This is a genomic window from Dyella halodurans, assembly GCF_026283925.1.
In the GTDB taxonomy this organism is placed as follows: domain Bacteria; phylum Pseudomonadota; class Gammaproteobacteria; order Xanthomonadales; family Rhodanobacteraceae; genus Dyella; species Dyella halodurans.
This window is the reverse complement of sequence record NZ_JAPDPF010000009.1, coordinates 104,258-123,215: the sequence shown is the minus strand read 5'-3', so window position 1 is coordinate 123,215 and position 18,958 is coordinate 104,258. Positions and strand designations below refer to the sequence as shown.

Genomic DNA, 18,958 nt, shown 5'->3' with positions numbered 1-18,958 from the left:
GCCTCGTCATGCACGATCCACACGCGCCGCATAACAGCCGGGGCGGGCCATATGGATGTGCAGATAGGCGACGTGGTCATCGTCGAAGAGGCGCTCGATCAGCGGCTCCAGTGCGGTTCCCTGCGCCACATCGGCATCGCGCAGCATGCCGCGTCCATCGAAGCCGCGTACCGATAGTAAGCGTCGGCGCAACTGATCGGGCACCCGGTCGACTTCGTCGTACTGCTGCTCGCCTTCGCGGATATAGATCGCATAGCGGGAGCGGAACGGCGAATCCGCCGGCTGGTGCTCGTAGTTGAGCAGGATCAGCGGCTGCCCGGGCTCGGCATCGGTGAGGCTGATGCGGCAGGGATAACCGTGCGCGTGATCGGCGACCACGCGCACGGCCAGCCGAGCAGCCAACGCCTCGTCGGATAGCGAGAACAAGTCGGTGAAAGGTTCGGCAGGCAGGCCGGTGATGCGGAAGCTCATGGCAATGCTCCAACGGATGGAGCGTCGAGCTTGCCGCGCGGACGATCCAGTCGCTATCCGGTTCTTGCGCGGCCACGCAAAGGGTGAGGGTCGTGTCCACATCAAGGCAGCCGCGGAACTGATCACCCAGACTTCACTAGCGTAAGCGATACCTTTCGGTTTTCCGCGGCCATGCCTTGCCGTCTGGCCGGGAGCGAGATGGTTACGATGCCGTGCCGCCTCGAAGACGTGTTTGCCAACTTGCCGGGTGACGGCTCCGGCGCGTGTTTGCAGTGGAGATAGCCCCATGCCTGTCATGATGAAAGCTGCAGTGTTCGTAGAACCCGGCCGCATCGAACTTGCCGACAAGCCCCTGCCCGATGTTGGTCCCAACGACGCGCTGATGCGGATTACCACCACCACCATCTGCGGCACGGATATCCACATTCTCAAGGGTGAATATCCGGTCGCCAAGGGCCTCACCGTGGGTCATGAACCGGTGGGCATCATCGAAAAGCTGGGCAGCGCCGTGGCGGGTTATCGGGAAGGCCAGCGTGTGATCGCTGGCGCGATCTGTCCCAACTTCAACTCCTATGCCGCCATGGACGGCAACCCTTCACAGGACGGCAGTTACCTCATCCCCAAGGGCTTGTGCGGACCCCATGGTTACAAGGCGACGGCGGGTTGGCGTTTCGGCAATCTCATCGATGGCACCCAGGCCGAGTACGTGCTGGTGCCCGATGCGCAGGCCAACCTGGCCCCGATTCCCGACGGCCTGACCGACGAGCAGGTGCTGATGTGTCCGGACATCATGTCGACCGGTTTCAAGGGCGCCGAAAACGCCAATATCAAGATCGGCGATACCGTGGCCGTGTTCGCGCAAGGGCCGATCGGCTTGTGCGCCACGGCAGGCGCGCGCCTGCTGGGCGCCACCACCATCATCGTGGTCGATGGCAACGACCAGCGCCTGGCCGTCGCACGAAGGATGGGGGCCGATGTCACGCTCAATTTCAAGCAGTGCGACGTGGTCGATGAAATCATGAAGCTGACCGGCGGTCGTGGCGTCGATGCCTCAATCGAGGCGCTGGGCACGCAGGCAACCTTCGAATCCAGCCTGCGCGTGCTGAAGCCGGGCGGCACGCTGTCCAGTCTGGGTGTGTACTCATCTGACCTGAGCATTCCGTTGTCGGCCTTTGCTGCGGGTCTGGGCGATCACAAGATCTATACCGCGCTATGCCCGGGCGGGAAGGAGCGCATGCGTCGCCTGATGAACGTGCTGGCGTCTGGCCGCCTTGACCTGGGGACACTGGTCACCCACCACTACAAGCTCGATGACATCGTTGCCGCCTACGAGTTGTTCGCTAACCAGCGCGACGGCGTGCTCAAGGTGGCGATCAAGCCGAACTGAGGGATTGCGCCTGGGCCAGCTTAGCCTGGCGCGTCCAGCTCAGTCGACGCGGAAGATCTCCAGGGATTCGCATTCCGGGCAACGGTAACTCTGCAATTCCGTGTTCTCGCGCTCTGCATGCTTCGCCGCATCAGGCGGCAGATCGGCATGCGGATGCATTTCCACTTCCTGGCCCGCCTTGATGCAGGCTTCGCACAGGACCGGACCCTCGGGCAATGGGCGGAAGTCGTTTGCCATGAGCGTTCTCCAGGAATCGAATGGTCTTTGAGACGGGCGCGAGTCATGCAAGGGCACGTCAGCCAGACGAAGCTAAACCCTGTTTTGTGCAGGTAACGTGGAAGTGGAATTAATGCTCGGCGCTCGGTGAATCTCGACGCTGGGCGCGCGCCCAGGCCCGTCAGCTGAGGAGCAGTGGCGATATTCCGTGTATCACGATGTCGGCGCTGACATGGGCAAGCATGGCGTGCTCGAGGCCCAGTCTCCAGTAGAGGCCGCCGCAGAGGATGCCGACCAGTGCATTGAGCAGGATGATGCGCGCAATGGCCAGCGGGGATGGGGTCATGCCCATGGCGAATCCGGCGGGAAGATGGCCCGCGCCGAACAACAGTGCGGCCAGCATGATCGCCGTGACGAACATCCATGGACGTGCCGCTCCGCCCTTGATCCGTGCCAGCAGCCATACCAGGGCACTGACCAGGAAGAGCCGGCAAAGGGTCTCCTCCACGATGCCGCCATAGAAGATTGCGAGCATGCCGCGCCACGCCTGGCTGGCGCCATCGATGGCGGATGATGGGGCGCGGCCGCCCATGGCCTCGATGCCGATCACCAGGCATCCCACCAGGGCACCGAGCGCCAGGGCCAGCAGCCAGCGCGATCGCGCCGCCGGTGCTGGCGTTCCGTAGACCCAGGCACGTAGCCACGGTGCACCGAGCGCGTGACGTGCGCCAAGGTGCAAGCCAGCCCAGGCCAGCAGCCAGCTAAGCACGCCCGTCTCTACCACGGGACCCAGCATGATGACCCATGCCGGCAGCTGGGATGACGTTGGTGGAGGCGGCAGGTTGGCAACGAGATACGGCAACAGTGCGAGCGTGGCCAAGGCCGACGCGCCACCGAGCAAGAGCGCGAGCTTCCATTGCGGCTCGCGTGGAGAGGCATAGGGCAGGCTGGACATGGAACACTCCTGATGAGATGTCACATGCGACGACTGCAGCGCGCGAACGGCGCTAAGCGTCTTCGTCGTCGACCACGGGTTCGGCGCTGTCGTGTTTCAAGCGGCCGTTCTTTCTCAGCGCCTCGCGCAAGACGAACTCGATCTGTGCGTTGACGCTGCGCAAGTCGTCATCGGCCCAGCGCTGCATGGCTTCCAGCACAGCAGCACTGATACGCAGCGGATAGGCTTTTTTCTCAGCCGCCATAGAGCGTGCCGGCATTCACCACCGGCTGGGTGGAGCGATCGCCGCACAGCACCACCAGCAGGTTGCTGACCATGGCGGCTTTGCGTTCCTCGTCCAGCTCCACCACGCCTTGCTGACGCAGGCGTTCAAGCGCCATGGCCACCATGCCGACCGCGCCTTCGACGATGCGCTCGCGGGCGGCGACAATCGCATTGGCCTGCTGGCGCTGCAGCATGGCCTGGGCGATTTCCTGGGCGTAGGCGAGATGGCTGATGCGCGCCTCGATGACTTGCACGCCGGCCTTTTCAAGACGTGCCTGGATCTCGTCGCGCAGATGGTTGTTGATCACTTCGCCGTGGCTGCGCAGGGCGGGCTTGCCGTTGTCGTGCGAGTCGTAGGGATAGTGCTGCGCCATCTGTCGCAGTGCGGACTCGCTCTGGATATTCACGAAGTTCTCGTAGTCATCCACGCAGAACACGGCTTCGGCGGTATCGACGACCTGCCAGACCACGATGGAGGCGATCTCGATCGGGTTGCCGTCGCTGTCATTGACCTTGAGCTTGCTGCTCTCGAAGTTGCGCACGCGCAGCGAGACGCGGCGGCGACTGTAGAACGGATTGGTCCAGCGCAGTCCTTCCTCGCGCACGGTACCGGCGTACTTGCCGAACAATTGCTGTACCTGGCCCTCGTTCGGGGCTACCTGGAAAAAGCCTTTCAGCATGAAGAGCGTGACCACGAACAGGCCGAGGCCCAGCATGCCGATCCATCCCGAGCCGCTTTGCATCATGTTCGTCCAGAGCGCGACGCTCACCAGCGCCAGCACGAGACACAGCGCGATGGTGGGGATGCCCGCGATCGAAAACCCTTGACGTTCGTTCATGGTGATTCCTCCCTAGATGGGAGAAGTAGATATCAAAGTGATATCATTTTGCAAGTGCTGGTCGCAGTGGCACTCAAGGCCCGCGGGTACCCGTTCTGGCGTGGCGATGCCGCGGGCCTGGCATCGGCTGCAGCGGCGAGATCTCTTCGATCTGCAGGCGCGCGAACAGGTTGGTGACGTTGAAGAAGTGCCAGGGGTCGCCGTCGCCGGTATCCATCGCGATATGGCTGCTGTCGAAATGGCGCAGGGCGGCGTCGAAGCTGCGCCAGTGACCATCGATCCAGGCCTGTACCCAGGCATGTGGCACGAAAACCTGCGACCTGCCGCCGTAGCGATCGCTGTAGACCATGCCGGTAACGACCCGCGCGGGAATCCCTGCGGCCCGCGCCATGGCGGCCAGCAGCACCGCGTATTCGGTGCAGTCGCCGTAAGGATGGCTCAGCACTTCCAGTGCCGAGGCGTAGCCCACGTCCAGCCCATGCGGCGTGATGTAACCACTGACGAAGCGGCGCAGGCGTTCCATCTTCTGCAGGTCGTCGGCTGCGCCTTCCACCACCTGGGCGGCGAGCTGGCGCAGGGTCGGCGCGTCCGATTGAAGCCAGGCATTGGGACGTGAATCCTCTGGCTGGGGAGGTCTCGCACGGCTGGCCTCGGCACCACCGATCTCGACCAGCCACTGGCCATGACCAAGGTTCGACACCTGCTGCTCATCGGTGACGATGACAGGCGACGCATAACTCTCCGGTTGCTTGATGCGATAACGCAATGGCGCGCCGCGCAGCGACGCCGTGAGGGGCCGAGGCGAGGCCACCATGGCCACGCGGAGCATGTCCACATGCTGCTCGGGCGCCAGCGCGCAGGCACGGTCGCAGGCCAGCATTTCCATTTCGCGGCCAAGCACGTTGAGCACGCCCTTGCGGGTCCGCCCGCGTTGGTCCAGCCACAGGTCCACGATTTGCGTGCCGCGCGGCGAGTGGATGATCTGGCGCTGGTGTTCGAGCGTGGTGATGCCACCGGGCAGGGTGACCTGTTCGGCACCGACTACCTGCATCGTCGCAAGCTCCACCTGCAGGCTGGCTGGATCGAACATGCGCATCTCGTACAGCTGTCCCTGACGCATGCCGGTCCGCGCAAACACCAGGCGCTGCCCCTCGCTCAGCAGGGCGCCCGCGGGCCAATCCATGCCCTGCTGGCGCGATACGCCGCCGACCGTCGTGGTGACGATAAACCGGCCATCGGGCTGGCGCTCGCCGCTGGTGGTGCTGTCCGTGGCCGACAAGGTGGTGCGCGCCGCAAAGGCCAGGGGCTGGCCGCTGCTGTTCTCGACGCTGCGCGTCATGTTGCTCATGGGCAAGTCCTTGCCATTGCGCTGCAAGTCGATCGACAAGGTTTGCGTGGTGGTGACAATGTCGCCGTCGCGCTGGTACTCGACATGGACGTAGCCGATCTTGCGGCCGTCCAGCAGCACGGTCATCCATGTGCTGTCGTCGGCTGCGGGTGTACTGGCGAGGGCCCGGATCCAGCAGGCAAGGCACAACGTCAGCACCAGCAGGAACGGGGCGATCCTGTTGCGCATGGTCATTCCGCGGGGACGGAGACTGCAGACAGTCAACCCCCGATCCCCGCGCCCGTCAATGCGCGCTAGGTGAAGTGCGCAGCGAGTGGAAGCGCGGCACGGTGGTGCCGCTTACAATGGTGCTTTGCCCCCTCCGGAGATTTCGATGAAGCCGTTTGGCACGCCTTATTCCGACCATGCCTTTCGCGTGCTGCTGCTCGGCTCCGGCGAGCTTGGCAAGGAAGTTGCCATCGAACTCCAGCGCTATGCGGTGGAAGTGATTGCGGTGGATCGCTACGCCAACGCACCGGCCATGCAGGTGGCGCATCGCAGCCATGTGATCGATATGCTCGATGGCGCCGCCTTGCGCGCACTGATCGAACAGGAGAAGCCCGATCTGGTGGTGCCGGAGATCGAGGCGATCCATACGCCCACCCTGATCGAGCTGGAGCAGGCAGGCCTGCACGTCATCCCGACCGCCCGCGCCGCCTGGCTCACCATGGACCGGGAAGGCATTCGCCGGTTGGCCGCCGAGGAATTGCAGCTGCCCACGTCGCGCTACCGCTTCTGCGAAACCGAGGCCGAGTACCGCGATGCGGTCGCCGCCATAGGCCTACCGTTCGTGATCAAGCCGGTGATGAGTTCATCGGGCAAGGGCCAGAGCGTGGTGCGGCAGCCGGCCGACTTGCAGCCTGCGTGGGATTACGCCCAATCGGGCGGGCGTGCCGGCAAGGGCAGGGTGATCGTCGAGGGCTTCGTGGATTTCGATTACGAGATCACCATGCTGACCGTCCGTCACCGTGACGGGGTGAGCTTTTGCGCGCCGATCGGCCATCGCCAGGAGGACGGCGACTACCGCGAGTCGTGGCAGCCGCAGCCGATGAGCGAGGCCGCGCTGGTCGAGGCACAGCGCCAGGCCGCCGCCATCACCGCGGCGCTGGGAGGCTGGGGTGTGTTTGGCGTCGAGTTCTTCGTGAAGGGCGATCACGTGATCTTCTCCGAAGTCAGCCCGCGTCCACATGACACTGGTCTGGTGACCTTGATCTCGCAGGACCTGTCCGAGTTTGCGCTGCACGCGCGCGCCATCCTTGGCCTGCCGATACCGACGATCCGCCAGCTCGGCCCCTCGGCCTCGTGCGCGGTACTGGTGGAGGGCGACGGCGAAGCCCCGCGTTACTTCAACGTGGCCGACGCCCTGGTTGAACCCGACACCCAGCTTCGCATCTTCGGCAAACCCGCCGTGAAAGGTCGTCGACGCATGGCTGTCACGCTGGCGCGCGATGAAAGCATCGAGGCGGCCAAGGACAAGTCGATACGCGCGGCCAAGGCCTTGCGCGTGGAGCTCTGACGAACCACGCTCGCCTCATGCGGTCAGCCTGATCGGTGGCCCGGTCCAACTGCACTTCGGGCGTAGTGACCCTGCGCCTCATCCACTGGAGCAAACGATGCAACCGACAGGATTCGCGCACTGGCTGGTGGTGATGATTGAAACCTTCGCCGCCCTGTTCATGCTGTTGCTGGTATTGCTGGTCGCCGTGGTGATGGTGGTGTGGATTGTTGATCGCAACCAGACCTCCAACTCGGTGCTGCGCAATTTTCCGGTCATCGGCCACTTCCGTTACTGGTTCCTCCACCTGGGCGAATTCTTCCGGCAATACCTGTATTCCAGCGATCGCGAAGAGCTGCCGTTCAACCGCGCCCAGCGCCTGTGGGTCTACCGCGCCGCCAAGAACGTGGACAACACCAATGCGTTTGGTTCCACCCGCGACCTGCGCGGCGAGGGCGTGCCGTTCTTCGTCAACGCACCGTTTCCCGCGTTGGGCCAGAAGCACGTGGAGCCACGGCCGGTCACGCTGGGGCCGTACGCACGCGAGCCTTACCAGCACGCGGCGTTCTTCAATATTTCCGCGATGAGCTTTGGCGCGTTGTCCGCGCCGGCCGTGCGCGCGCTGTCGTTCGGTGCGGCGAAGGCCGGCATCTGGATGGACACGGGCGAGGGTGGCCTGGCGCCGTATCACCTCGAAGGCGGCTGCGACATCATCTTCGAGATCGGCACCGCCAAGTACGGCGTGCGCACGCCTGACGGCAAGCTCGACGACGACAAGCTGCTGGCGATCTGCGCGCACAAGCAGGTGAAGATGGTGAGCATCAAGCTCGGCCAGGGCGCCAAGCCCGGCATGGGCGGGCTGCTGCCGGCGGCCAAGGTGACGCCGGAAATTGCCGCCATCCGCGGTATTCCGGTGGGCCAGGATTCGCAAAGCCCGAACCGCCACCTGGATATCGGCAATGTGCAGGAGTTGATGGATGCGATCCGGCATATACGCGATCTCACCGGCAAGCCGGTCGGCTTCAAGGCCGTGTTTGGTGGCATGGAGTGGATTGCCGAGCTGTGCGACGAAGTGAGCAAGCGCGGCATCGAAAGCGCGCCCGATTTCATCATCGTCGACGGTTCGGAAGGCGGCACCGGCGCCGCGCCGCAGACCTTGATGGAAGGCGTGGGCCTGCCGTTGCACGAGGCGCTGCCGGCATTGGTCGACATGCTGATCGTCAAGGGCCTGCGCGAGCGCATCAAGGTGATCTGCTCGGGCAAGTGCATTGCGGCTTACGACGTGGCTTGGGCGCTTTCGATGGGCGCGGACTTCGTCAATTCCGCGCGTGGATTCATGCTGGCCCTGGGTTGCATCCAGTCGCTGCAATGCAATCGCAATACCTGTCCCACCGGGATCACCACGCAGAATCCCAAGCTGCAGCGTGGCCTGGTGGTGACCGACAAGAGCGAGCGTGTGTTCCACTACGCCAAAAACGTGATGCACGAGGTTGGCATCATTGCGCACAGTTGCGGTGTCGATGAGCCGCGCCAGCTCGACCGCACGCATTGTCGCGTCGTCGGCGATGACGGCCTGTCCGTACCGCTGGTGAAACTGCACCCCTATCCGGTGATTTCCGCTGCCACCGCGCATCAGGAGAGCTAAGGCGAAGATCAAGCGACGCTGGCCTGGCGAGGTGGCTGGTGCACGACCTGGCCCAGCCGGCAGCCCGGCACTCAATCGTCCTGCATCTCCACCCAGCCCTCGCTGGTGCGGATCTGCATCGGGCGGAAGCGCCGCTTGTAATCCATCTTGGGATGACCCGCGATCCAGAAGCCCAGGTAGATCCAGGGCAGGCCGCGGCGCTGGGCCAGCGCGACCTGTTGCAGGATGGCGTAGGTGCCGAGGCTGCGCGCGGTTTCGTCCGGGTCGAAGAAGGTGTAGACGGCTGACAGTCCCTGCAGGCAGACATCCGTCACGGCCACGCCGAGCAGGCGGCTGCCGAGGCGGAATTCCAGGAACATGGTCGGACTCCATGGCGCCGTCAGGAATCGCCGGAAGTCACTGGCATCGGCCTCATCCATGCCACCGCCGGGGTGTCGGCTACGCAGGTAGCGCTCGTACAGCGTATGTCGCTCGGCGTTATAGCCAGCCATCGACTCGACCACCTGGATATCCGCATTGCGCTTGAGGCAGCGCCGCTGGGAACGGTCGGGGCTGAAGTGCAAGGCATCGATCCGGCACGGCGTGCAGGCGCGGCAGCTGGTGCAGTACGGGTAGTACAAATGGCCGCCGGCGCGGCGAAAGCCACGTTCCAGCGCCGGGCCATAGAGCTGGTCGAGTTGCGGCGCCGCCGGGTCGATCACCAGGTTCTGTGCCGTGCGCTCGCCAAAATAGCCGCAGGTGTGCGGCAGGGTTTGGAATAAGCGGACACGGTCAGAGCGCATGGGACGATTCTATGTCCGCTTTGGTGGAGTTTGTGAGTAGGAAAAGTCCTATATCACGAGCGGGATGGACGGCCCGTTATCTCCCAGCCGGGGCTCGTGCCTGGGCCAAGTCGCAAGGCCTTGCGGGCTGGAGCGCGAAGGTAGCCCTGCTCGCCAAACCGGATCGACCGGTGAGCCGGGTGATGTTGCGCCTAGATGACACCCATGTAGCGCAGCATCAGCACCACGAACGCGCCAGCGACCGCGAGCATGACAATACGGCGAATGCGCGTGGCAACGCTCTTCTGACGGGCCTCGGGTGTCGGGTTGCGCGCCAGGGCAAGCTCCTCGCCGTGCCGTATGACGGGCTCGATGCCGAGCTCCTTCAAGACCGTGCGGGCTTCGGTGTAGTCATCGGCCTTGTTCACCCAGACCTGGGGCCAGCTGTCGCGGTCTTCGTTTCGCTGCGAGTAGCTGAAGCGCTGGTAGCTGGGCTTCTTCCAGTTGGAGCGGTTGGTGATCGTGCATTCGATGCCCTTTTCAGCAAGCAGCGCGGCGACACGGTCGATGTTTTCCTGCCGGGGCGAGGTATAGAGCTGGCGCATGGGTTAAACCTGTCTTCGTCGCCGTAGCCGGCCGGGGGAGGGTGTCGTGGGCAGGCCGCAGCATGGCGGGCAAGCCGGCCAGTGTCGGCCAGGCTGCCCGGAGCGTGCCCCGATTTTACGGCAAAGCGTCCGCTTAGCCGCGCAGGCGGATCAGGCCTTCCTGCGCGCTGGAGGCCACCAGTCGGCCATCGCGGCTGAAAATCTGGCCACGGGCCAGGCCGCGTGCCCCCTGGGCCGTCGGGCTGTCGAAGGAATACAGCAGCCATTCGTCGACGCGGAACGGGCGATGGAACCACAGCGCGTGGTCCAGGCTGGCCATCTGCACATTGTGGGTGTAGTAGGAAATGCCGTGCGGCAGCGTGGCCGTGCCGATCAGGTTGAAGTCCGATGCGTAGGCCAGCAGGGCCCGGTGCAACGAGGGGGCGTCGCCGACCGGAGCGGTGAGGCGGAACCAGATGTGCTGGATGGGCGGACGTTTGGTGGGGTGCAGCTTGTCTTGCGGCCACACATGACGGAACTCGAATGGCGCATCCACGCCCAGCCAGCGCTGCAGCTTTTCCGGAAACCTGGCCAGCTCTTCCGCGGTCAGAGGATGCATCGGTTCGACGTCCTCGGGCATCGGCACCTCAGGCATCGAAGACTGGTGCTCGAAGCCGGCTTCCGGCACCTGGAACGAGACCGAACCGGTCAGGATCGGCTGGCCGTGCTGGATCGCCACGACCCGTCGCGAGGAAAACGTGCCGCCATCGCGGGCGCGTTCCACGCTGTAGACGATGGGTGCATCGATGTCGCCCGCGCGCAGGAAATACGCATGCAGCGAATGGGCCTCGCGCAGTGGCTCGACCGTACGCTGGGCGGCCGACAAGGCCTGGCCGAGCACCTGTCCGCCGAAGACGAAATGCGTGCCGATGTCCCGGCTCTGACCGCGAAACAGGTTGTCCTCCAGTCGCTCGAGTTCGAGTAGGTCGACCAGTTCTCGGACATGGGTTTCCGTCATGGGTGGCGCTCGGCGGGTGAATGGCCGGCAATTATAGCGGCCTTACCCGGGCCGTTCGCCCAGGCAAGGCCGCTTGACCCACCCGAGGGGGCGCAGAATGCTGGCTGTCGTCCTGGATGCGGGGCCTCAACGGACATGGGCGGTTTTTCAGGCGAGGAACGGGGGCAGATGCTCGCCTTGAAGGGCGTGGGCGCCACGGTGGTGGCTCGCCTCGAGCAGATCGGCTTCGCCGAACTATCCCAGCTGGCCGGGCAGGACCCGGCGGATCTCACCTATCAGATCAGTCGCGCCGTCGGTGCAACCTGCTGGCACAACAGCCCCCAGGCCCGTGCGGCGATCCAGGCCATCGTCGAGCTGGCGCGGAGTCAGGCTGGCATGGCGCGGGGGTGAGCGTGCTTCAGGGCTGGCGGTCGTCAGCAGGGCCGATCCGCCGCAGGCCACTCCCCGCAAGCACCTGATCCCAGGGGAACATCGGGCCCGGATCGAGTTTGCGCGGCACGTCCTTGCTCGAATCGTCACTGGCCGGCATCCGGGCGGTGTCCAGATCCTCATGGCCCGCAATCAGGTGCAGGTTCGGAAAGTCCTGGCGCAGCTGGGCCAGCAGGGCGCGCAGGGCGGCGATCTGCGCGGCCGTATACGGTTCGGTCATGGTCTGGTGGTGGGAGTTCCACCAGTCGGGGTAGCGCCCCAGATTCACCAGCTCGATGCCGATGGAGTCGGGGTTGTGCCCACGCACATGGTTGGCCACCCGGGTGCCCGGTACATAGCGGTAGATCGAACCGTCGCGGTCGATGTAGTAGTGCCCGCTGGCGCCCGTCCCGCTCTCGTACTGCACCCTTTCCCCGTATTCACGGGCCGTGGCCAGGTCCGGCAGCTCGGTGCAGTGGATCACCACCATCTGGACGGCGCTGGCTGGGCGCTCCGGCAGCAGGGAAACATAGGGTAGGGGCTGGTCGTGAATGGTGAGCGGCATGCGGGCAGTCTCGCATGCCCAGGGTTACTCAGAGCATCCCTGAACGCCCCGCGGAACGGCGCCTGTTACGATGCGCGGCCTGATAGACGTCGTTTTGGAGACCGCAGATGCGCGGCCAGATCATTCTTTCGCATGGTTCAGACTCCGGTCCGGACGCCACCAAGGTCAGCGCGTTGGCCGCTTTCGCCGAAGCACTGGGTTGGCAAACCCATCGACCGGACTACCGCGACGAGGACACCCTGGGCTACGCCGGCTCGATCCCGCCGCGTATCGCCCGGCTGCTTGGCGCGATCGACGCGCTGGACGTGCCGCCGATCCTGGTGGGTTCGAGCATGGGCGCCTTCGTATCGGGCCTGGCCTCGCTGGAACGCCCGGTGGCCGGCCTGTTCCTGATGGCGGCGCCCAGCGATGTCATTCCGGGCTATCCGCGTGCTTTCGCGGTGCGCGCAGGCGTGCCCACCCAGCTGATTCATGGCTGGCAGGACGACGTATGCGTGCCCGAAGACGCGCTGGCTTTCGCCCAGCGCCATCGCTTGCCCTTGATGATGGTCGATGACGACCATCGCTTGAGCGTCAGCCTGGAGCGCATCATCGAAGAGTTCCGCCTGTTTCTCGATCACGTGGCCGCTGAGGCATGAGCGCCTTCTTTGCCACCTGCCCGAAAGGCCTCGAGTACCTGCTGCGCGACGAACTGGTCGCACTGGGCGCCGCCGACGTGCGCGAGGCGCTGGCCGGCGTGCATTTTTCCGGCAGCCTGGAAACTGCTTATCGCGCCTGCCTGTGGTCGCGCCTGGCCAGTCGCATCCTGATGCCGCTAGCTGAGTTTGATGCGGCTACCGACGACGATCTGTACCGGGGCGTGCAGTCCATCGACTGGTCGACCCATCTCGCCTCACACGCCACCCTGGCGGTGGATGCGGTCACCTCGCAAAGCAAGCTCACCCATAGCCAGTTCATCGCGCAGCGGGTCAAGGACGCCATCGTCGACCAGTTCCGTCAGCGCGATGGCTCGCGTCCGGGCGTGGATACCGACGAACCCGATGTCCGCATCAACCTGCGCCTGCGCCGCGATCGCGCCACCGTGTCGCTCGACCTCGCTGGCACACCATTGCATCGCCGCGGCTGGCGCGAAGTGCAGGGTGAGGCGCCGCTGAAGGAAAACCTCGCCGCCGCCATGTTGCTGCGTGCGCGCTGGCCGGAGATCTACGCCGAAGGCGGCGCCTTGCTCGACCCGATGTGCGGCTCGGGCACCTTGCTGATCGAGGGTGCGTGGATGGCGGCCGACGTGGCGCCAGGCCTGCATCGCGAATACTACGGCTTCCTCGGCTGGGCGCAGCACGACATCGCGCTGTGGCGCAGCGTGCTGGACGAAGCGCGCCAGCGCGCCGAGGCGGGCCTGAGCGGCTTGCGCAGTTGCTTCTTCGGCAGCGACGCCGATCCGCGCATGGTGCAGACGGCCAAGCGCAACGCCCAGGAAGCCGGCGTGGCTGGCTTCCTGACGCTGGACAAGCACGATGTCACCCATGTGGCGCCGCCGCCGGGTTTCAGCCGTGGCCTGGTCATCACCAATCCGCCGTATGGCGAGCGCCTGGGCGAGCGCAACGAGATGCCGCAGCTTTATCGCGCTATCGGCGAAGCCTTGCGCGCGCGTTTTGCCGGCTGGCGTGCCGCCGTGCTGGCGGGCGATGCCGAGCTCGGTCATGCGATTCCGTTGCGCGCCGAGAAGAAATACGCGCTCTATAACGGCGCCCTCGAAACCGTGTTGCTGGTGTTCGAGCTGCATGCTCGCGAAGAAGTGCAACGCGAGGCGAAGCCGCTGTCGGAAGGCGCGCAGATGCTGCGCAACCGCCTGGAAAAGAACTTGCGCCATCTGCGCAAGCGGCTGGAGCGCGAAAACATCCACTGCTGGCGCGCCTACGACCAGGACATGCCGGAGTACGCCGCCGCTATCGACGTCTACAGCAACACCGGTGGCCCGCTCTATCTGCACATCCAGGAATATCGCGCGCCGGCCGATATTCCGCCGGAGACCGCGCGCCACCGCCTGCGTGAAATCGTGCGGGTGGCTGGGGAAGTGCTTGGCGTGCCGCGCGAGCGCATCGGCCTGAAGACCCGCGAACGCGGCAAGGGCGGCTCCAAATACGGCCAGCTCGACCAGCGTGGCGAGTTCATCGAGGTGGCCGAGGGCGGGCTGCGCTTCCTGGTCAACCTGACCGACTATCTCGACACCGGCCTGTTCATCGACCACCGGCTGGTGCGGGCCAAGGTGGGCGAGCTGGCTGAGGGCCGGCGCGTGCTCAATCTGTTCGCCTACACCGCGACGGCCAGCGTCTATGCGGCGGCCGGCGGTGCGCGCGATACCACCAGCGTCGACTTGTCCGCCACCTATCTGGACTGGGCCTCGCGCAACCTGTCGCTGAACGGCTTCACGGGTGCAAGGCACCGCCTGATGCAGGCCGATGCCCTGGCCTTCCTCGAGCAGGACAAGGATCGTTATGGGCTGATCTACGTCGATCCGCCGACGTTCTCCAACTCCAAGCGGGCCGAGGACTTCGACGTGCAGCGCGATCACGTGAAGCTGCTGCTGGCCTGCGCGGAACGTCTCACGGCCGATGGCGCGATGGTGTTTTCCAACAATTTCCGCAAGTTCAAGCTCGATCATGAAGCCCTGAATGAGCGGTTCATGATCGAGGACTGGAGCGCGCCCAGCATCCCGTTCGACTTCACCCGCCGGGCCGATATTCATGGCTGCTGGCTGCTCCGCCTGCACCCGCAGGAATCGCCCTGGAACAGCAGTGTGAACCACGTCCGCAAACAGGGTAAACGTTGAGGTAACCGGACGATTTCACTCAGTGCTGATTCAGCGCAAAAGTCAGAACATTGATGCCGGCAAAGAACGATGTAAGGCTACGACGCATAGGCCCTTATCTCGGAATCGAGCCACCTCTGGGAGACAACAGGTCATGAACAAGTCAAAGCTTTCCTCCGTCAAGCGTGTCGTCCTGGCGAGCGCCATGTTGCTCGGCTGTGTGGCCGTGGCGCCGGCCTTCGCTGGTCACGTTAATGTGAGCGTGGGCATCGGTCTGCCAGTCGTGGGCGTTGGTTATTACGGCGGTCCGGCTTACTATCCGGCGCCTGCGCCGGTGGTCTACGCGCCCGCCCCGGTTTATTACGCTCCGGCACCCGTGGTCTACGGCCCAGCCGTAGGCGTCGTGGTGGGCCCAGGGGGCTATTACCACGGTCACGGCTACTATCCGCGCGGTGGCGGCTACTACCACCACGGCGGCTACCGTGTTTACGGTCGCTGATCCAGGACCCTGAGCTTGACCCCGAAGCCCGGCATCTCGCCGGGCTTCGTCGTTTCAGTGGCGATGATTCCGGACTGTGACCGGGCTTCCATCCTGAATGCTTGTCAGTATTCCGCCATCGATGCATCACATGGTTTGAACGACTGCTACGGCATGGTGCGCAGAATGTTCGGGCATCACCACATCCATCACGACATCTCGGGAGCCGGTTGCGCCGGTATCCCGCCATGGGGGCGCCAATGACGGTGGTTCGGACGGCGGCGGACATCGAGGCGCCAGTGCAGCGATTTCGACGGATCCGCCATCGCAGTGCGGCGCTGTGCGCGCCGTTGAGCGCCGAGGACATGATGGTCCAGTCCATGCCCGATGCCAGTCCGGCCAAGTGGCACCTCGCGCATACCACCTGGTTCTTCGAAAAATTTGTGCTGGAACGGGATGCCGATTACCGCTCAGCGCATCCCGAGTGGCACTACCTGTTCAACTCGTACTACCAGAGCGTGGGCCCCATGCACGCGCGCCCGCAGCGCGGCCTGCTTTCGCGCCCCGGCGTCGCGCAAATCTACGATTTCCGCGAGCGCGTCGACGAGGCGGTGAGCGAACGGCTGCATCGCGGTGTGGATGCTGAGACGCTGGCGGTGATCGAACTTGGACTCGAGCACGAGCAGCAGCATCAGGAGCTTTTGCTCACCGATATCAAGCATGCGTTTGCATCGAATCCATTGCTGCCCGCCTATACCTCGCGACCCGCTCCCCGGGGCAGTGCGGAAATGGTGAGCCTGGATTTCATCGCGGGGCGCGAGGGTATCGTCGAGATTGGGCACCAGGGCGGGGATTTCGCGTTCGACAACGAAGGCCCACGTCATCGCGTCCTGCTGCAGCCCCATGCGTTGGCCAATCGATTGATCACGAATGCCGAGTATGCGGAGTTCGTGCACGACGGCGGCTATGCCGAGCCGTCGCTGTGGCTGTCCGACGGCTGGGACACCGTGCGGCGCGAGAACTGGCAGCGCCCATACTACTGGCGGGAGGATCTCGCCAGCGAGTTCACGCTGGCCGGCGAGCAGCCCATCGATCCGCACGCGCCAGTGTGCCATGTCAGCTACTTCGAGGCCGACGCGTTCGCGCGCTGGGCCGGTGCGCGCCTGCCCACGGAAGCGGAGTGGGAGCGTGCGGCTGCTTCGTTGCCGGTGCAGGGGAATTTTCTTGACGAGCGGGCCTTGCATCCGCTGCCCGTCTCCCAGTCGCCCGGCCTGCTGCAGATGTTCGGCGATGTGTGGGAGTGGACTGCCTCGCCGTATGTCAGCTATCCCGGTTTCCGGCCCTTGGCTGGCGCGCTGGGCGAATACAACGGCAAGTTCATGTGCGGGCAATGGGTGCTGCGGGGCGGTTCGTGTGCGACGCCGCGCGAGCATATCCGCGCCAGCTATCGAAATTTCTTTCCTCCCCATGCGCGCTGGCAGTTCATGGGGATACGCCTGGGGCAAGACCGATGAGTATGCAAGCCTGCGATTTTCGTGGCGACGAACGCCGTCCGCCGACTGATGAATTCATCGAGATCGTCCAGCGTGGACTGCGGGGAAAACCCAAGCAACTTCCGTCCTGGTTGTTCTACGACGAACGTGGCTCGCAGTTGTTCGAGGCAATTTGCGAGCAGCCGGAGTATTACCTCACGCGTTGCGAGATCGCCTTGATGTCCGCGCACGCCGCTGACATCGCCAACGTGCTGGGCGACGACGTGCGGCTGGTCGAGTACGGCAGCGGCAACGCGGTGAAGACACGCATGCTGCTGGAACACTTGCGTACGCCCGTGGCCTATGTGCCGGTGGAGATCTCAGCCGAACCCCTGCGGCGCTGCGTGGAAGGCTTGACGGAAAGCTTTCCGGCCGTGCCGGTGCAGCCGCTGAATGGTGATTTCACCCGCGCCTTGCGCCTGCCCATCCCGCCGCGCGCACCGCGTCGCACGGTGTTGTATTTCCCCGGCTCGACCATCGGCAATTTCGAAGCCCGCGAAGCGGCCGACCTGCTGCGCAAGATGCGCAGCGAAATGGGCGACGGTGGCGGCATCCTGATCGGGGCGGACCTGAAGAAGGACACGGCGACGATCGAGGCGGCCTACAACGATCGTGCCGGCGTCACGGCCGAGTTCACGCTGAACATGCTGGTGCGCCTGAATCGCGAAGTCGGCAGCGATTTCGATCTCCAGGCATTCCGTCATCGCGCGCACTACAACACCATGGCCGGGCGCATCGAAACCTTTATCGTCAGCACGCGCGAGCAGAAGGTGCGCGTGGGGCGGCAGCAGGTGACCTTCAAGCAGGACGAGGCCATGCAAGTCGAATACAGCTGCAAGTATTCGCCGGCCGACTTCGCCCATCTCGCCGCCAAGGCCGGTCTGGAAGTGGCGCAGAGCTGGAACGATCCTCTCGACATGTTCAGCGTGCACTACCTGGTCCGTGCCGGCAGCAGGACGCGAGAGGCGGCGCAGGCTTGACGTCGGGCTGCTCCGTATTCACCCGGGCGCTTGGCCGGCGTGGCAGGTCGATGCATCACCTCATGGACTGAAGATCAGCACCAGGAATACGGCGAACATCGACAGGTGCACCGCGCCTTCCAGCATCGTCGTCCGCCATCCCGAGAACGTCAGGCCGCTCAGCACCAGGGTGGATGCGAGCAGCACGATGCTGGCGGGCGGCAGCCCGAGCACCACCGGCTTGCCGGTGAACAGCCCGATGGCAAGTACCGCCGGCACGGTGAGGCCGACCGTGGAAGCTGCGCCGCCCAGGCATAGATTGATCGCGCGCGTGAGCTGGTCGCGACGAATCGCCTGCAGGGCCGAAATGCCTTCCGGCGTGAACACCAGCATGGCGATGATGACGCCACCCAGCGCGGGCGGCGCGCCGGTGGCGTCGATGCCGTAGTCGAGCACCTTGGCCAGGCTCTTGGACAGGATGATGATGGGCAGGATGTTGATCAGCAGCAGCACGATGTGCCGTGCCAGCTCGCCCTTGCTGGCCTTGCGCGGCGGCGGCGGCGGATCGCCCGGTTCGTTCAAGTCCGAGGTGTCTTTCGGCGCCACGAAATAGCCCTTGTGCCGACCGGTTTGCAACCAGAGGAACATGCCGTAGAGCGCGATGGTCAGGATCGAGAACGAGGTCGCCTGCAGCGGCGTCAACGAGCCGTCCGTGGTGGACGCGGTGAAGTTCGGCAGCACCAGCGCAATGGTGGCGAGCGGGATGATCACCGCGAGATAGGCCGAGGCGCCGTGCAGGTTGTATGACTGCTCGTGATGACGCATGCCGCCAATCAACAGGCCCAGGCCGACGACGCCATTGAGCACGATCATCAGCACCGCGAACATCGTGTCGCGCGCGAGCGTGGAGGTGTCGCCCGCGCCCAGCATCACGGCGGAAATCAGCACCACTTCGATGATCACGATGGACAGCGTCAGCACCAGGGTGCCGAACGGCTCGCCCAGCAGGCTGGCCAACTCCTCCGCCTCGTGCACGACGCCGAACGCCACCCATACGATGACGAAGAACAACCAGGCGAACAGGCTAAGGCCGATCGAGTGCTGGTTGAGTTCGGCCATCCAGTCCGAGCCGAATACCAGGAACAGGAGGACCGTGATCCAGGCAATACCGGGGCGTATGAGCAT

General features: G+C 64.6%; 21 protein-coding genes. 10 read left to right on the top strand and 11 right to left on the bottom strand.

Annotated elements, in window-relative coordinates; translation table 11 throughout:
- Nucleotides 1–6: 6 nt before the first annotated feature.
- Nucleotides 7–471 carry a DUF1203 domain-containing protein gene (locus OUZ49_RS17325; protein ID WP_266151861.1) on the bottom strand — a complete coding sequence of 155 codons (465 nt, stop codon included), beginning with the start codon at nt 469–471 and terminating at the stop codon, nt 7–9.
- A gap of 286 nt (nt 472–757) precedes the next feature.
- Between OUZ49_RS17325 and OUZ49_RS17320 the strand changes: the two genes are divergently transcribed.
- Complete coding sequence (locus OUZ49_RS17320) at nt 758–1,858, top strand: NAD(P)-dependent alcohol dehydrogenase (protein WP_266151860.1); 1,101 nt, start codon at nt 758–760, stop codon at nt 1,856–1,858.
- A 39-nt stretch (nt 1,859–1,897) separates the two neighbouring features.
- On the opposite strand, the gene OUZ49_RS17315 is transcribed toward OUZ49_RS17320, so the two are convergent.
- From OUZ49_RS17315 to OUZ49_RS17295, 5 genes are all read right to left on the bottom strand, one after another.
- Entirely contained in the window at nt 1,898–2,095 is a 198-nt protein-coding gene (locus tag OUZ49_RS17315) for a hypothetical protein (RefSeq protein WP_266151859.1), read from the bottom strand.
- Nucleotides 2,096–2,255: 160 nt separating this feature from the next.
- Nucleotides 2,256–3,029, bottom strand: a complete 774-nt coding sequence (locus OUZ49_RS17310) for a CPBP family glutamic-type intramembrane protease (RefSeq protein ID WP_266151858.1) — start codon at nt 3,027–3,029, stop codon at nt 2,256–2,258.
- A 52-nt stretch (nt 3,030–3,081) separates the two neighbouring features.
- The gene (locus OUZ49_RS17305; protein ID WP_266151857.1) at nt 3,082–3,273 is read right to left on the bottom strand and encodes a type II toxin-antitoxin system antitoxin; all 192 of its coding nucleotides are present in this window, start codon (nt 3,271–3,273) and stop codon (nt 3,082–3,084) included.
- Nucleotides 3,263–4,132, bottom strand: a complete 870-nt coding sequence (locus OUZ49_RS17300) for an SPFH domain-containing protein (RefSeq protein WP_266151856.1) — start codon at nt 4,130–4,132, stop codon at nt 3,263–3,265. Before OUZ49_RS17300 ends, OUZ49_RS17305 begins: the two co-directional genes overlap by 11 nt.
- Nucleotides 4,133–4,205: 73 nt before the next feature.
- Nucleotides 4,206–5,708, bottom strand: coding sequence for a transglutaminase-like domain-containing protein (locus OUZ49_RS17295; protein ID WP_266151855.1), 1,503 nt, complete (start codon nt 5,706–5,708; stop codon nt 4,206–4,208).
- Between the two features lie 145 nt (nt 5,709–5,853).
- Between OUZ49_RS17295 and purT the strand changes: the two genes are divergently transcribed.
- Both purT and OUZ49_RS17285 read left to right on the top strand, forming a co-directional pair.
- The gene (purT, locus tag OUZ49_RS17290; RefSeq protein ID WP_266151854.1) at nt 5,854–7,035 is read left to right on the top strand and encodes a formate-dependent phosphoribosylglycinamide formyltransferase; all 1,182 of its coding nucleotides are present in this window, start codon (nt 5,854–5,856) and stop codon (nt 7,033–7,035) included.
- Nucleotides 7,036–7,132: 97 nt separating this feature from the next.
- Nucleotides 7,133–8,659, top strand: a complete 1,527-nt coding sequence (locus tag OUZ49_RS17285; RefSeq protein WP_266151853.1) for an FMN-binding glutamate synthase family protein — start codon at nt 7,133–7,135, stop codon at nt 8,657–8,659.
- A 71-nt stretch (nt 8,660–8,730) separates the two neighbouring features.
- On the opposite strand, the gene OUZ49_RS17280 is transcribed toward OUZ49_RS17285, so the two are convergent.
- From OUZ49_RS17280 to tesB, 3 genes are all read right to left on the bottom strand, one after another.
- Nucleotides 8,731–9,441 carry an arginyltransferase gene (locus OUZ49_RS17280; protein ID WP_266151852.1) on the bottom strand — a complete coding sequence of 237 codons (711 nt, stop codon included), beginning with the start codon at nt 9,439–9,441 and terminating at the stop codon, nt 8,731–8,733.
- A gap of 191 nt (nt 9,442–9,632) precedes the next feature.
- The gene (locus OUZ49_RS17275) at nt 9,633–10,025 is read right to left on the bottom strand and encodes a putative signal transducing protein (protein ID WP_266151851.1); all 393 of its coding nucleotides are present in this window, start codon (nt 10,023–10,025) and stop codon (nt 9,633–9,635) included.
- 133 nt (nt 10,026–10,158) lie between these two features.
- Nucleotides 10,159–11,022, bottom strand: coding sequence for an acyl-CoA thioesterase II (gene tesB / locus OUZ49_RS17270; RefSeq protein WP_266151850.1), 864 nt, complete (start codon nt 11,020–11,022; stop codon nt 10,159–10,161).
- A 168-nt stretch (nt 11,023–11,190) separates the two neighbouring features.
- On the opposite strand from tesB, the gene OUZ49_RS17265 reads away from it, so the two are divergent.
- Nucleotides 11,191–11,412: a helix-hairpin-helix domain-containing protein gene (locus OUZ49_RS17265; RefSeq protein ID WP_266151849.1), complete on the top strand. Its 222-nt coding sequence runs from the start codon at nt 11,191–11,193 to the stop codon at nt 11,410–11,412.
- 7 nt (nt 11,413–11,419) lie between these two features.
- Here OUZ49_RS17265 and OUZ49_RS17260 read toward each other — a convergent pair whose 3' ends face one another.
- Nucleotides 11,420–11,995: an N-acetylmuramoyl-L-alanine amidase gene (locus tag OUZ49_RS17260; protein ID WP_266151848.1), complete on the bottom strand. Its 576-nt coding sequence runs from the start codon at nt 11,993–11,995 to the stop codon at nt 11,420–11,422.
- Between the two features lie 107 nt (nt 11,996–12,102).
- Between OUZ49_RS17260 and OUZ49_RS17255 the strand changes: the two genes are divergently transcribed.
- The 6 genes from OUZ49_RS17255 to egtD all read left to right on the top strand — a co-directional run bounded on the left by OUZ49_RS17255 (nt 12,103) and on the right by egtD (nt 17,794).
- Nucleotides 12,103–12,633: an alpha/beta hydrolase gene (locus OUZ49_RS17255; protein WP_266151847.1), complete on the top strand. Its 531-nt coding sequence runs from the start codon at nt 12,103–12,105 to the stop codon at nt 12,631–12,633.
- On the top strand, nt 12,630–14,825 hold the full coding sequence (gene rlmKL / locus OUZ49_RS17250) for a bifunctional 23S rRNA (guanine(2069)-N(7))-methyltransferase RlmK/23S rRNA (guanine(2445)-N(2))-methyltransferase RlmL (protein ID WP_266151846.1): 2,196 nt from the start codon (nt 12,630–12,632) through the stop codon (nt 14,823–14,825). Before OUZ49_RS17255 ends, rlmKL begins: the two co-directional genes overlap by 4 nt.
- 133 nt (nt 14,826–14,958) lie before the next feature.
- Nucleotides 14,959–15,303: a hypothetical protein gene (locus OUZ49_RS17245; RefSeq protein ID WP_266151845.1), complete on the top strand. Its 345-nt coding sequence runs from the start codon at nt 14,959–14,961 to the stop codon at nt 15,301–15,303.
- Nucleotides 15,304–15,318: 15 nt separating this feature from the next.
- Complete coding sequence (locus tag OUZ49_RS17240) at nt 15,319–15,546, top strand: hypothetical protein (protein WP_266151844.1); 228 nt, start codon at nt 15,319–15,321, stop codon at nt 15,544–15,546.
- Nucleotides 15,543–16,796: an ergothioneine biosynthesis protein EgtB gene (gene egtB / locus OUZ49_RS17235; RefSeq protein ID WP_323134943.1), complete on the top strand. Its 1,254-nt coding sequence runs from the start codon at nt 15,543–15,545 to the stop codon at nt 16,794–16,796. The genes OUZ49_RS17240 and egtB overlap by 4 nt, the downstream gene beginning before the upstream one ends.
- Complete coding sequence (gene egtD / locus OUZ49_RS17230) at nt 16,793–17,794, top strand: L-histidine N(alpha)-methyltransferase (RefSeq protein ID WP_266151842.1); 1,002 nt, start codon at nt 16,793–16,795, stop codon at nt 17,792–17,794. Before egtB ends, egtD begins: the two co-directional genes overlap by 4 nt.
- Before the next feature lie 60 nt (nt 17,795–17,854).
- Here the strand turns inward: egtD and OUZ49_RS17225 are convergent, their stop codons facing one another.
- Complete coding sequence (locus tag OUZ49_RS17225; RefSeq protein ID WP_266151841.1) at nt 17,855–18,958, bottom strand: calcium:cation antiporter; 1,104 nt, start codon at nt 18,956–18,958, stop codon at nt 17,855–17,857.

Coding starts and splice junctions, on each gene's coding strand:
- OUZ49_RS17295 (WP_266151855.1), bottom strand. CDS start 5,708: ATGCGCAACAGGATCGCCCCGTTCCTGCTGGTGCTGACGTTGTGCCTT.
- purT (WP_266151854.1), top strand. CDS start 5,854: ATGAAGCCGTTTGGCACGCCTTATTCCGACCATGCCTTTCGCGTGCTG.
- OUZ49_RS17325 (WP_266151861.1), bottom strand. CDS start 471: ATGAGCTTCCGCATCACCGGCCTGCCTGCCGAACCTTTCACCGACTTG.
- OUZ49_RS17310 (WP_266151858.1), bottom strand. CDS start 3,029: ATGTCCAGCCTGCCCTATGCCTCTCCACGCGAGCCGCAATGGAAGCTC.
- egtB (WP_323134943.1), top strand. CDS start 15,543: ATGACGGTGGTTCGGACGGCGGCGGACATCGAGGCGCCAGTGCAGCGA.
- OUZ49_RS17280 (WP_266151852.1), bottom strand. CDS start 9,441: ATGCGCTCTGACCGTGTCCGCTTATTCCAAACCCTGCCGCACACCTGC.
- OUZ49_RS17225 (WP_266151841.1), bottom strand. CDS start 18,958: ATGCTCATACGCCCCGGTATTGCCTGGATCACGGTCCTCCTGTTCCTG.
- egtD (WP_266151842.1), top strand. CDS start 16,793: ATGAGTATGCAAGCCTGCGATTTTCGTGGCGACGAACGCCGTCCGCCG.
- tesB (WP_266151850.1), bottom strand. CDS start 11,022: ATGACGGAAACCCATGTCCGAGAACTGGTCGACCTACTCGAACTCGAG.
- OUZ49_RS17315 (WP_266151859.1), bottom strand. CDS start 2,095: ATGGCAAACGACTTCCGCCCATTGCCCGAGGGTCCGGTCCTGTGCGAA.
- OUZ49_RS17265 (WP_266151849.1), top strand. CDS start 11,191: ATGCTCGCCTTGAAGGGCGTGGGCGCCACGGTGGTGGCTCGCCTCGAG.
- OUZ49_RS17255 (WP_266151847.1), top strand. CDS start 12,103: ATGCGCGGCCAGATCATTCTTTCGCATGGTTCAGACTCCGGTCCGGAC.
- OUZ49_RS17245 (WP_266151845.1), top strand. CDS start 14,959: ATGAACAAGTCAAAGCTTTCCTCCGTCAAGCGTGTCGTCCTGGCGAGC.
- OUZ49_RS17285 (WP_266151853.1), top strand. CDS start 7,133: ATGCAACCGACAGGATTCGCGCACTGGCTGGTGGTGATGATTGAAACC.
- rlmKL (WP_266151846.1), top strand. CDS start 12,630: ATGAGCGCCTTCTTTGCCACCTGCCCGAAAGGCCTCGAGTACCTGCTG.
- OUZ49_RS17275 (WP_266151851.1), bottom strand. CDS start 10,025: ATGCGCCAGCTCTATACCTCGCCCCGGCAGGAAAACATCGACCGTGTC.
- OUZ49_RS17305 (WP_266151857.1), bottom strand. CDS start 3,273: ATGGCGGCTGAGAAAAAAGCCTATCCGCTGCGTATCAGTGCTGCTGTG.
- OUZ49_RS17320 (WP_266151860.1), top strand. CDS start 758: ATGCCTGTCATGATGAAAGCTGCAGTGTTCGTAGAACCCGGCCGCATC.
- OUZ49_RS17260 (WP_266151848.1), bottom strand. CDS start 11,995: ATGCCGCTCACCATTCACGACCAGCCCCTACCCTATGTTTCCCTGCTG.
- OUZ49_RS17300 (WP_266151856.1), bottom strand. CDS start 4,132: ATGAACGAACGTCAAGGGTTTTCGATCGCGGGCATCCCCACCATCGCG.